Source organism: Rhizobium sp. PRIMUS64 (assembly GCF_023006465.1).
Lineage (GTDB): Bacteria > Pseudomonadota > Alphaproteobacteria > Rhizobiales > Rhizobiaceae > Rhizobium > Rhizobium leguminosarum.
Map to the genome: position 1 here is coordinate 1 of NZ_JALBGX010000178.1, position 12,090 is coordinate 12,090.

Annotated in this window: 7 protein-coding genes and 2 pseudogenes; 4 read left to right on the forward strand and 5 right to left on the reverse strand. The window is 60.1% G+C overall.

The genetic code is table 11. The features are described from left to right. Positions 1-98: 98 nt before the first annotated feature. The 5 genes and pseudogenes from MOV76_RS35535 to MOV76_RS35555 form a co-directional block, all read right to left on the reverse strand. A pseudogene (locus MOV76_RS35535) lies at positions 99-1,440 on the reverse strand (cytochrome P450). Then, complete coding sequence (locus tag MOV76_RS35540; RefSeq protein ID WP_247266289.1) at positions 1,440-2,282, reverse strand: SDR family oxidoreductase; 843 nt, start codon at positions 2,280-2,282, stop codon at positions 1,440-1,442. Before MOV76_RS35540 ends, MOV76_RS35535 begins: the two are co-directional and overlap by 1 nt. 108 nt (positions 2,283-2,390) lie before the next feature. Next, entirely contained in the window at positions 2,391-3,869 is a 1,479-nt protein-coding gene (locus MOV76_RS35545) for a cytochrome P450 (RefSeq protein WP_237350496.1), read from the reverse strand. A 5-nt stretch (positions 3,870-3,874) separates the two neighbouring features. Next, positions 3,875-5,155 (reverse strand): cytochrome P450, encoded by a 1,281-nt coding sequence (locus MOV76_RS35550; RefSeq protein WP_040111859.1) that lies wholly within the window; start codon positions 5,153-5,155, stop codon positions 3,875-3,877. 68 nt (positions 5,156-5,223) lie between these two features. Next, the gene (locus MOV76_RS35555; protein WP_008536508.1) at positions 5,224-5,403 is read right to left on the reverse strand and encodes a cytochrome P450; all 180 of its coding nucleotides are present in this window, start codon (positions 5,401-5,403) and stop codon (positions 5,224-5,226) included. Positions 5,404-6,628: 1,225 nt separating this feature from the next. Between MOV76_RS35555 and MOV76_RS35560 the strand changes: the two are divergent. The 4 genes and pseudogenes from MOV76_RS35560 to MOV76_RS35575 form a co-directional block, all read left to right on the forward strand. Continuing rightward, positions 6,629-7,816, forward strand: a pseudogene (locus MOV76_RS35560) (IS3 family transposase). A gap of 1,423 nt (positions 7,817-9,239) precedes the next feature. Beyond that, positions 9,240-9,677 (forward strand): hypothetical protein, encoded by a 438-nt coding sequence (locus tag MOV76_RS35565; protein ID WP_008536498.1) that lies wholly within the window; start codon positions 9,240-9,242, stop codon positions 9,675-9,677. Positions 9,678-10,194: 517 nt separating this feature from the next. Continuing rightward, positions 10,195-10,905, forward strand: a complete 711-nt coding sequence (locus MOV76_RS35570) for a nitrogen fixation protein NifQ (protein WP_009996802.1) — start codon at positions 10,195-10,197, stop codon at positions 10,903-10,905. Between the two features lie 885 nt (positions 10,906-11,790). Continuing rightward, positions 11,791-12,090: AAA family ATPase (locus tag MOV76_RS35575; protein ID WP_247266290.1), on the forward strand; the 300-nt coding region annotated here is incomplete at its 3' end.

Below are 12,090 nucleotides of genomic sequence, written 5' to 3' on the forward strand. Positions count from 1 at the left end.
CGCGGTGCTGCCGGCGTCGCACTGCGCGCGCGCCGAGTGCAGCAATGCCGCTCATCGCCGTCGCCGCTGCCTCTTGACACGGGGCAGAGGATCCCAGCTCATGAGAATCCGATGCGGATTGTCATGGACGGATGCGGTCGGGTAATAACGCCGGCCTTTTTCGACGCCGCTCATCAACCGCGGCCGCACCCCGGCCTCCTGCATGGTCAATGCCAAGGCGATGCTGAACTGCACCAGCTCCAGCCATACAAGGTGATAGCCCATGCAGACGTGTGGGCCGGCACCGAACTGCAGCATGTCCACCGGCCGGATCGGCTCCGTGCGTTGCAGCCACCGCCCCAGACGAAACGGATCGGGCGCTTCGTGCAGCAGCGGCGAGGTCGAGAAATGCAGCAGTGGGATGCACAAATGAGTGCCCGCAGGAATGCGCCGCGGGCCGAGTTGTAATTCCTGCATCGCGCGACGCGGTACGAGCGAGGAAGCCGGATGCATTCGTAGCGTCTCCCGAAACAGCGCCTCTGCGACCGGACATTGCGCCAGGTCCTCGTGCCCGGTCGGCACCGCGCCCACGCGTTGCGCCTCTTCGACCAGGGCGTCCCACAGCTCTGGATGCTGCGCCAGCTCGATCACCATCCAGGCCATCGTCGAGGCGGAGGTCTCGTGGCCGGCAAGCAGCAGCAAACGGATATTGGCGACCAGGACGTCATCGGAGAGCGCGCCATCGCTGCAATCGAAGGCGCTCACCATGTCGTTGATCAACCCGGTGCGCGCGGCGGGCGCGCGCGCGTCCCGGATGAACTGGCGCGACTGCGCGTCGATCCAATCGCGGGCGGCGCGGCCGCGCCGCAGTGGCATCCCCGGCAGGTCGATCGGGGTCGCGACCATCAATTGTAGCAGTTGCCGGTACTTGCGATGCCACTCCGACAGGTCTTGGGCGGGGATGCCCATGAGACTGAAGGTGAGTTTGAGCATCAGGTTGCGAGTGTCTGGCAGGATAGCGACTTCACCGCGGTCGCGCCACGCCTTGACCTGAGCCCTAATAATTGGTTCGAACAGCTCGCCAATGCCGGCCTCGGACAGACCCCTGGGCAGAAACGCCGCCTTTATCCCATCGCGCGCCTGCCGGTGCGCGCTACCGTCCAAAGTGACCAACGTTCCGCCAAGGATGTCGGGCGCCATCTCTTCGATCAGTGCCGAGGACACTTCCTTGTGCCGGAGCAATGCGAGCGCATCCGGATCCAGGCATGTGATCAGGTGTCCGGCCGGGCCGAAGTCCAGCCAGAAGTGGCTGCCTAGCGTCCGTTCCGCGCGCCGCAGCAGGCGCGGCAGATCGCAGACGATGGCGGGAAGATGCCCGACCAGGGGGAAAGCGCCAGGCATGACCGGGATGTCGTCCCGTAGCCGGCGCCAGCGGTTCAGCGGGTTGAGCAGCATGTCCATCACCAATGCGACGCTGCGGCTGCTACGGCGGCGTCACCGGCCGGCCGAGCCGCGCTGTTGCCACCGTCGGCGTAGGTTGGAACATGCGCCAACATGCCGCCGTCGATGCACACCACTTGGCCGGTGATGAACGCAGCCTCCTCCGAGAGCAGGAACGCGACCAGCGCGGCTACGTCCTCGGGGCGGCCGACGTGCGGCAGGAGCTGGTGCCGGTGTAGATGCCGTTGCATGCACTCGTCCAGCTTGGCGAAGAGACGTTCGGTCATGACAAGACCTGGCGCAACCGCGTTGCAGCGGATCTTCGCGTGTCCGTACTGGGTGGCAAGCGAGGCCGACAGCATGTTCATTGCGGCCTTCGACGCGGCGTATGACGTCAGTGCGGTGTCGCCGCTGAGCCCTTGGCACGATGACATGTTCACGATCGCGCCACCACCACGGCCGATCATTTGTGGGATGGCCTGCCGGCAGCAGAGGAGCGTGCCGCGCAAATTGGTCGCCATGGTCTGGTCCCAGACCGCCACGTCCAGGTCGAGGATCGCGCTGTCGAGCGGGGTCAAATGCATGGCGCTCGCATTGTTCACAAGCACGTCGACCCCACCGAAGCGCCGCTTCGCCGTTTCGAACAGCTCTGCCACCGCCTGCGCATCTGCGATGTCCATGGCCACGGCCAGCGCTTGGCCCGCTTCGGCTGCGATCTGTGCGGTGCAGGCGATGGCAGCGGGGCCATCAATGTCGGCAACCACCACTCTGCCGCCCTCGCGCGCGATGGCGAGGGCGCATGCCTTGCCGATCCCGGCGCCGGCGCCGGTCACCACGGCCACCTTGCCTTTAAATCGTTCCATCATGTTCTCCTGGATTGCGTAGGTCTTTCGCTGCATGTCGCTCAGCGTCTGCCGGAGAGGGCGTAGGGCCGGGGTTGGTGCAATGGTCATCGCCGGCTTCGCTTTCGATCACCCGATGGCCGCGACGGGGCACTGGCTGGCTGCGAGCCGCACAGCGGCATGCAGCGCCTGCGGGACCGTCGCCATGCACACTTCGGCCACGCCGTCCGGTTCGCGCTGACGAAAGGCGCCCTGCAGCGTCAACACGCACTGACCAGTGGTTCCGCACAGATCCTGGTCGACCACGACGCGAACCTCAGCCGCCGCCTGCGCGCGCAGCCGCACCGGCAGCGCGCGGAACGTCCTAAGGAACGCTGAGCGCTCCCGGGTCGGCTGCTCGGCCAAGGCCAACGTGGGGAAGCGAGCCTGGATCTGCGGCAGGCTCTCGGTCAGCTGCACCCTGGCGAGTTGCGCACCTAGGCAGAAGTGGATGCCGTGGCCGAAGCTCAGCATAATCTTTCCGTCGCTCGACATGCCAGGCCTGGTGCCGTAGAACCGCACCGGATCGAATCGGTCGGGATCAGCGAAAGCGTCCGGGTCGCGATTGCCGGCCGCGATCAGCACGCGCACGTCCGCGTCCTTCGGGATCACCACGCCATGCAATTCGATGTCGCGCTGGGCGATACGCGGAATGGAGCTGAACATGGCGGGCGCCTCGCAGCGCAGTACTTCTTCTACAAATGCCTCCACCCCTGCGGCGTCTCCCTGCAGCCAGTGCCGCTCCTCGGGGTAGGCCAGCATCGCCAGCACCGCATGGTCGATAGTCGCAGCAGTGGTGGCGAAGCCGCCCAGCAACATGCCCCACAGCATGCTGATCAACTCCGCGTCCGAAAGCGTATCGGCGTCGTCGCTGTGTGCGCCGACCAGTGTCGACACGATGTCGCGGCGGGGATCGGCGCGCTTGCGCAGTATGAGGTCGCCGAAATAGGCCTTCACCCTGGCGCTGGCCACGTCCGCCGCGGCGAGCTGTGGATCGCTGGCGTGCGGGCTCAGGCCTTCTAGAATGGCGCTGACGATCGCTGAGAGCTCGAACATGTCGTCTTGGGGCATGCCGAACAATTCAGCGAAGACAAGCATGGGCAAGGCCAGTGCGAATTCCCGATGCAGGTCCACCGCCTCTCCTCGCTCCAGTGCGGGCGCCATGCCATCCAGGCGGGCTGCGACGATGCGCGCGATGCTCGGCCGCAGGTTGTCGATCTGGCCCACGGTGAAATCGCGCGAAATCAGCCGGCGCAGACGCGTATGCGTCGGTGGTTCCTTCATGGCTAGCGTGGACGCCAGCAGATTGAGCGACAGGCTGGACGCCGCACGCGGGAAATAGCGCGCCAGTTCGGATGGCGCCGGCCCCCGAAACGCATCGCCCGTGGCCTTGAACGCCCAGTAGATGTCGGCGTGGCGGCTCAACAGAAAGAGGCCCGACGCCGCGCGGTGCACCGGATCGTGCTCTTGCAACCACCGCATGAACGGGTACGGGTCTTGGATGCATGCTGGCGACGCTAGCTCGGCGAAGGCGTCGTGGCATGCTGCCTTGGTTTCTTGCACGTCCATCTTGGTTACCTGTCGGGTGGCTGATCTGACCGGCCCGCGCCAGGCGCCGTCAAATGAGAAGATTGCGATGCCGGGGGGCGTCCGCACCAGAGCACCGGCATTTCCTCGAACCCGCCGGTGATGATCTCCTTGCGCAACTTCAGTTCTTCGGGCGCCACGGCCAGGCGCAACGCGGGAAAGCGCTGGAAGATCGAACCGAATACGGCCTTCAGTTCCAGCCTCGCCAGCGCCGCCCCGATGCAATTGTGCTGCCCGTAGGAGAACGCCAGGTGGGGATTTGCGTCGCGTCCGATGTCGAAGACTTCCGGGTCTTTGAGATGGCGCGGATCAAACGAGGTCGCCGGCAGGCCGACCAGTACTTTGCTCTCCGCGGGTATATGCACGCCCGCGATGGTCACGTCGGTCCGGGGGTAGCGCATGATGCCGTCCCAGCCCGCGCCAGGCGAATACATTCGCAGTATTTCCTCCACCGCCTTGTCCACCAGGGACGGATCGCGGACCAGGCGTTCGCGCTGTTGCGGATGGCGAAACATGGCCAGCAGGCCGAATTCGATCTGCGCGACGGTGCTCTCGTGCCCCGCCACCAGCACGCCCGCCGCGAGGCCGACCGCCTCTTCCTCGGTCGCTTCACCCTGGTCAACCGCGGCTAGCAGATCCGTCAGCAGGTTATCGCCCGGATCCTGTCGCTTGCCCCGTATTTTGCCGTGAATGTAGGCGCGGAGCTCTTCCCAGGCCAAGCCCGACGCGCTGCGCGGGCCGCTTTCATGCTGGTGCGTCATCACCTCGTCGGAGAGCTCTGCGAAAAAGGCGTGTTCCTCGAAGGGCACGCCCATCAGCGCGCTGATTACCTTGGCCGGAAGCGGAAAGGAGAGATGGCGTCGCAAGTCTGCGGGCTGGGGCTGAACCGCCAGCGTATCGAACAACTGCACGGTGATCGCCTCGACCTGCTGCGTAAGCAGCTTCACCCTGCTGTTGCTGAAGGCCGGCGCCACGATCGTGCGTAACCGAGCATGCTCGTCCCCTTCGTGCGAGACCAGCCATCCCGGCGAACCGAGAATGACCGAATCGGGGGTGAAATCCGCCGGAGGCATTCCCGCGGGCAGGAATGCCGCGTCAGACAGCACCGCCTTGGCCTCGTCATAGCCTGTCACCCACCAGCATTCGTGCCCGGACGGAAGGCGCACGCGGTGGATCGGACCTTTGGCGCGTAGCGCTAACATCTCGGGCGAGGGCTCGATGTGATCGACCCGCCACATCGGCAGCGTCGGCAAGGATTGTTCGGACATGGTGACGCTTCACTCTTTAAGCCCGGAAGGGGCGGAAGATGATGGGCAGACTGCGGGCAGCAAATGAGTTAAGGCAACGTGTAGACCACGCCCTCTGCGGCGATTGCCAGCGCCAGATCCTCCGGCCGCACGAACGGCGGGGGGAAGACACTTCCCAATTCCAGGCGCGCCAGCGCAGCGCCCAGGCACAGATGCGGCCCCTGGCCGAGCGGCAGGTGCGGGTTTTGCAGCCGGTTGAAATCGAACATGTCGGTATCGCCATAGGTCGGCCGACCGTAGGAATTGGCGCAGCAGGTTCGACCGCACCCGCCCACCGACCCGTCCGCAAACAGAACTTCCAGTCCAGTCCCACACCCCCGGCTTCCCGCCTGGCTCAAGGTCTGCCGCTTTGGCTGTACCGCTCGCGACGTGGGCGATTGTTGTGGGTCGCAAACGAAGAACTCTAGATCGCATCTAACACTCCTCACATTTTCCCGGCACACACAACCGAGCCACTATCATTGCCCAGCAAACCATCGGAACTCACGAGACGCGAACAGCGATGCGCCGCCCGAAGGCCATCGCGCTGCGATTGGCGACATACCGTGACCAGAGCAAATCGCGTGCCGAAGTGAATTCGTGGGTTCAGCAGGCATTTCGTAGCAGCGCGTAGTGTCAAGCTCCCGCCATTCAGTCTCAATGCCGACAACCGCGGAGTACATGTCTGACAAAAGACTGCTCTAACGCCGGTCTGCGTCCGATAGTCGGCGACCTGCATGGGATGCCCTCGCGGCGGGCTTTCGTGCAACAATCCGCGCCATCTTCGACGTCGAAGTTGCCCCGCGAGTTTTCGTCCGATGGGCGGGAACGTCGTCGACTGCGCCGAGGCCGCCGCGTTAAAAGCGCCGGCTCTGGGCAAATCAGACTGGACCCGCCTCGACCCTCCGGTAGTAAAGTTTGCGGAGCTTATTTCCGCCAAATGCAAGTTCTGAGCTTGTAGTCATCTCGTTGACGTTGTTCTTAATGTTTCCACCCCCGCGCTTACCGAGACGGTCGAGCTTCTCGATCGGCGTAGGTCGAAAAGGCAACGGGAAACGCTCAAATTTCGAAGCATGTTCTCTTCCGGAAACATGTCATCTAATCAGGAGCGGCGGTCGGCAACAGTCGCCTGAGTCGGAGGTGCTTTCTAAACCAGACGATGCCCAATCAAGAAGCCTCCTGCCGAAGATGAAGCAATCGGGAGACCAATGCAGCATCTCATGGACCGCCGCACCGTGGTGAAGAAAGCGGTCCTCGGTTGCTGGAGGTTGTTGAGTAGTTCCATGACATCGAATTGAGCTTTAGCCTGATGAATTGGGTCAATACCTACACCGCTAACTAAGGGGTGCGCCGTTTACGCCTTAGGTCAAGCTGGGGGACGTTGGACTGCTCTGACCTGCCCCTGCGAATTTCCTCCAGAATTGATTAGAGTCCGGCCCATCAAAGGACGGACGCATGAAGAAGCAGAGATTTACGGAAGGCAGATTATTGCGGTGCTGAAGGAGCAGGAGGCGGGCGCAAAGGTGGCCGACCTCTGCCGCAAGCACGGAATTTCAGAAGCAACGTTTTATAATTGGAAAGCCAAATACGGCGGTATGGAAGTCTCCGAGGCGAAACGGCTGAAGGCGCTTGAGGACGAGAACGCGAGACTGAAGAAGCTGCTCGCCGAGCAGATGTTGGACGCAGCAGCACTCCGCGAGCTTCTTTCAAAAAATGGTAGGGCCTGTCGCCAAGCGTGACGCCGTCACGCATCTGAAGACCGTCATGGGTCTTTCGGAACGGCGGGCCTGCCAGATCATATCCGCCGACTGCAAGACGATCCGCTATCAGTCGAACCGACCGCCGGAAACCGAGTTGCGAGCGAAGCTGCGCGACCTCGCCAATGAGCGGCGGCGTTTCGGCTACCGGCGGCTGTTCGTCCTGCTTCGGCGGGAGGGAGAACCGTCCGGGGTCAATCGCATCTATCGCCTTTATCGCGAGGAGGGTCTCTCTGTCCGCAAGCGCAACGCCAGACGCCGTGCTGTCGGCACGCGTGCTCCGATTCCGGTCGAAGCTAAGGCCAATGCCCGATGGTCGCTAGACTTCGTGCACGACCAGTTCGCTTGCGGAAGGAGGTTTCGCGTGCTCAACATCGTCGATGACGTGACGCACGAATGCCTGGCGGCGATCCCGGACACCTCGATCTCCGGTCGTCGTGTCGCTCGCGAACTGACGACCCTGATCGAACGACGCGGCAAGCCGGGGATGATCGTCTCCGACAACGGCACTGAACTCACCTCGAATGCGATCCTCGCGTGGTCGAAGGATCACAAAGTCGACTGGCACTACATCGCGCCGGGAAAGCCGATGCAGAACGGCTATGCCGAGAGCTTCAATGGTCGGATGCGCGACGAACTGCTCAACGAAAGCCTGTTCTTTGGCCTCAATCATGCCCGAAGCGCCATTGCCGAATGGGCGGACGATCACAATAATTTCCGGCCGCACTAATCGCTCGGATATCAGACCCCGGAAGATTATGCCGGGACCATCGCCGCAACCGGCTCCAACGCTGCGCAAGATGAAGGCTTCGCGTTTCCGCCGGTTGCTCACACCGCGCCACTTGACGTATTCAAAACCGCCGAGGCTCTAATCGCCGCCGGATGAAAATTCAGTGGCAAGTCAGCTCAGTTTCATCGCGATCATGTTTTTGTGGCTGGTTTGCCTGCCGAGTTCCTGAATGTATCGACCTGTCGCTCTCGCGCGTGGGCCGGAAGGACATAAATAGCAGGCTCAAGAAATAAACGACCTGAAGGAAAACCGAAGCCGCTAGTGTTACGGCGAACGCTTTGAAGATGGAAAGCGACGCGGCGTAGGCCGAAACAGCGCTGGTGCACGTGACCAGTAGCAGGATGCAAAAAAAAGTTCTAAAGGGCAAGGTCTTGCTCCCGTTCGTTCGTCCAATACTTGAACTGCGTCGACGCTGACGTTTCGCCCGATTCGTCCACGCTATGAACGTGCATGACTTCGCCGTGAGTGCCATAGGTTGCCAAAAGTTGGGTCAGCGCGAATACGCCAAAGTGACGACTTCTTCTTTCGCGGCTTCCGACTCGGCAAATCCTGTTCGCCAGACTCCGAAGGCCGCCGCCATAGCGAGCAACAAGGCGGCGCCAGTATCTCTCCGGGATACGCAATAAAATCTGCCGCTTCCTATCTATTGCATTTTTGTACGTTCTCCGCTGAGGTCGCGATCGGCTTGTTTGGTGAGACACCTTGGTCATGCACCAAGGTCGCTAATCAGGCAAAATAGATTGATTGGATGCCATCATCCGCGTTTTGAATAACGCTAAAAACGCGGCACCGAAAACGCCTGGGGACCGAGCGCGAACTCGCGACCGCGGCACTCAGCACACTTTAAGTCAGCCAACAGTGAGCGCGGCTGTTGCCCCGGTTGCGCTAGCCAAATGTCGTGATGCTCGGATGGAACTCGCCGATTGCAAATTTTCTTTCTGCTTTATACGTCGTAAGGGGTGCCTTTGACCTTGCCCCGTTGAAATAATCCATTTTGAAGTAAGCTCTGGCCCATTGAGAGGACCAGGGAATGAAGCGCAATCGTTTCACAGACGTACAGATCTCGTCAAACTTGGAACACGCACCCGTTTGCATAGTTTGCCCAAGGTCGGGATCCCGTTCCGCAAATTTGGGACAAATTCGAGCCATACGTGCGGCGACGCCGATGGCCGCCGCGTTCGATTGCTGAACCCGCTTAGTCGACTGCGCGGCTGCCGGTATGGTCTAACATCGTCGCGTTCATGTTTGGCCCGGAGTTGGTATGGGGGCTGGCCGGAATAAAAACACGCCCATTAAAATATCTCAATAGAATCAACTGGCTGGGCGACATCGGAGCGACGCGTCCGGAGCCTGGCTTGAATTGAACCGAACCGAATTGGCGCAGGACCATTTACACAGCACGCTGAAATCTGCATATTGCCGCGCGTTGTCGCTATCCCAAGTTGATGCACGAGTCGCTTTCGCTCCCGTCAAAAGCAGCTGGGCACGAGCTCTTTTCAAGAATTTAGAAGGCAAGGATATGGAAAATTTTGTGTATCTGTTGGAGCCGGAAAGTGCGATCTTTCGCGCCGCTGAGCTCCCTGATCGCAACAGCATTGCATCGATCGCCGGTTTAATTGGCAGTGATCTTATTCAGATGATCCGCTTCGACGACATGCACTCGCTATTTGTTGGCGAAGAAGCTTTGCGAGTTGGGTTAACCGCCTTTACGATCTTTGACGGGTACCCGATCCCTCTTGCCGGGCAGATAGCGCTTTTGGGAGGCGATGGTAGTAAACCTTATCGTTCGCCGTCAATAACGATGACGGAAGCCGCGCGACGTTTTGAATGTTGCCGGCCGGTGCTTGATCCTGTGTTTGTTCCGATGGACCGAGTGGCGAACAAGGGCCTCATCGTTGCGGGCGCACTGGAAGGCCTGCAAGTGCGTATTGATCGCCGCTCCCCGGTGCTCCTATGAGCGCAATGACGAATGATAGGATCCAGGAGAATGAACTCTATCGCGCCGATTCGCTGAGAGTCCGCGAGCGTGGCGACATGGGCTCGAGAAACGGAAAGCTGACGCCTCAAAGCGGCGTTTACTACGTTGCCGAAGGCCTCCCGTTCAACTGGACAAAGGTCAACACTGAAGGTCGGAAGACGTTCAGTGCCGGTCTCCAACTACTCTGAGGACTATCGAAGAGACATATGATAACTCTATCGGCGGCTAACACGTCGTTGCGCAGCAATTGATCTTTGATCTTCCCTCAGATTGCTACACTCAGACTGCTCGATCGGCGCCGCAGATTGAAAGCCTGCGTTTGTCCGTTTGGCGATAACTGGGAGGCGGGATCGCCTCCCCGCTGCACGGGCGATCGAGTGATTGAAAAGCCGGCTTCAACTGTCACTTGCTCAAGCTGGCACAACCTTTGAATGCTCGCCTTGCGGGGATCAAAGCAGCCAACTGAATTCGATTATTGGAGAAAGCGACGAAGCGCATGCCAAATGTGCATCACATCGGGGTCTCGACGGTGGCGGTGCCAGCTGCGGACGCCGCACGTCAAACCGGCATAGCCGTCGACCACTGCGACGATTGCCAAACACGCTATTTCAGCCGACCATGCCAGATGGGTCTCAAGTTATATTTTGATGACTATGTGCTCTTCCGCGTTTTTTCGCGCGCACTTGAAGAAATTGAGATGGGGATTGCCACCGCGACCGAGGCAACCGGCCTTTCGCTTAGGGAGCTGCGGGATATACCAGCCCGCAGTTTTCCGGCAAGGCTTATCCGCGCTTTTGCCCTGCAAGAGGCGAGTGATTGCATGCCTGATGCAGAGGAGCAACTGTTGCGCGATATGCTCCTAGGGCATGTGCGGCCAGGCGACCCTGAGGGCGTGCGTTTTGCTAAGATCATTGCGCGACGTTCCATGCGCGAAGACCACCTCTGGCGGGATCTCGGCTTGCTTGACAAAGCCGAACTTAGGAGATTGCTGTTCGCGCATTTTCCGGCGCTGGTGGCAGGCAACACCAACAACATGAGGTGGAAGAAGTATTTTTACCGCAAGATTTGCGAAGCTGAAGGCTTTTCCCTTTGTAGCGCTCCCAGCTGCAAGGAATGCGGCGATTTTAATGAATGCTTTCTCCCTGAGGAAAGCGGAAGTCTTTCTGGAGCGGCAGAGTTCGTCGGGCGCGAGATCTTGAAAACGTGAAGGCCACAGATGCAACCTGGCGGGCTTGTCCGGCGACGTTGAACCGATACGGGGGATTATTGCTCCCGATATTACGACTGTGCGGGCACGCGCAAATGCCACTTTCCTAAAGATGAGCGGTGATGTCGTCGTCGGATAATGATCATCGGTCAATTCTGATAGCACCTACTAAAATTGCCTTAAGCTCTTCGCCGTATTCGACTACGCGATCCACATTTGTCGGAGCTGAGCGTATGGCCGGAAAAAAGCGTCCGCGACTAGCGCTTTAACTTGATAGCTTGCTCACGATCTTTGCTGTAGCCTTCGAGCATTTCCTCAGAATCTGGCCCGCTGACGATCGAAACCGGCTCCGTTGTCAATCTCAGCCAATGGCGAAACAATCCGGGCCTGCAAGACTGCAGCTGCCAAGCTGTCGGCATTCCCCCTATTTGTTCATGGAGACAGCATAACAGCGAGTTTGTTGTAAGCGACAATCTCTACTGTGCCTTCATATGCGTTCTGCTGATCATCCGGCCTTGATTCGGACGCGTGGTGCGAGCCGATCGGCCGTCAAGACGGTACCGATCTGCTTGGCTCTACGACTTGCCACACTACTTCTGTCCCTCGCCTGAGATGTAAGGATACGGACGAGATTTGTTGATCTTTGACGCAAGCGATTTCCAACCGACAAGACCTCGCGGCCGCTTCGTCCAGTTTGGCGGTTTCGAGACAAGAGTTTGTCGATCCCGCCTTCGAAAGTTTGGAACTAAATAGCTGAAGATCAGCAAAACAGCTGTTTTATATGCTGCTGCCCACATGGCACGGGTTTTGAAGATTGCCATGCGAGGCGGCGCGAGCTGCCTGCCTTTTACTCAGCGATGGATGGAACGAAAGAAGGAAGGCGATATGGTAGATTTGCGTCAAATCGCATTTTACGGCAAAGGGGGGATCGGCAAGTCCACCACCTCCCAAAATACGCTCGCAGCGCTTGTCGACCTCGGGCAGAAGATCCTGATCGTCGGATGCGACCCGAAAGCCGACTCCACCCGGCTGATCCTGAACGCCAAAGCACAGGACACGGTTCTTCATCTGGCGGCGCAGGAAGGTTCGGTGGAAGACCTTGAGCTCGAGGACGTGCTCAAGGCCGGCTACAAAGGCATCAAGTGCGTGGAGTCCGGCGGTCCGGAACCGGGCGTCGGCTGCGCC

Bases quoted from the DNA above. Each gene is read 5' to 3' on its own strand.
- MOV76_RS35565 (WP_008536498.1), top strand. From the start codon at position 9,240: ATGGAAAATTTTGTGTATCTGTTGGAGCCGGAAAGTGCGATCTTTCGC.
- MOV76_RS35545 (WP_237350496.1), bottom strand. From the start codon at position 3,869: ATGGACGTGCAAGAAACCAAGGCAGCATGCCACGACGCCTTCGCCGAG.
- MOV76_RS35570 (WP_009996802.1), top strand. From the start codon at position 10,195: ATGCCAAATGTGCATCACATCGGGGTCTCGACGGTGGCGGTGCCAGCT.
- MOV76_RS35555 (WP_008536508.1), bottom strand. From the start codon at position 5,403: ATGTTCGATTTCAACCGGCTGCAAAACCCGCACCTGCCGCTCGGCCAG.
- MOV76_RS35540 (WP_247266289.1), bottom strand. From the start codon at position 2,282: ATGGAACGATTTAAAGGCAAGGTGGCCGTGGTGACCGGCGCCGGCGCC.
- MOV76_RS35550 (WP_040111859.1), bottom strand. From the start codon at position 5,155: ATGTCCGAACAATCCTTGCCGACGCTGCCGATGTGGCGGGTCGATCAC.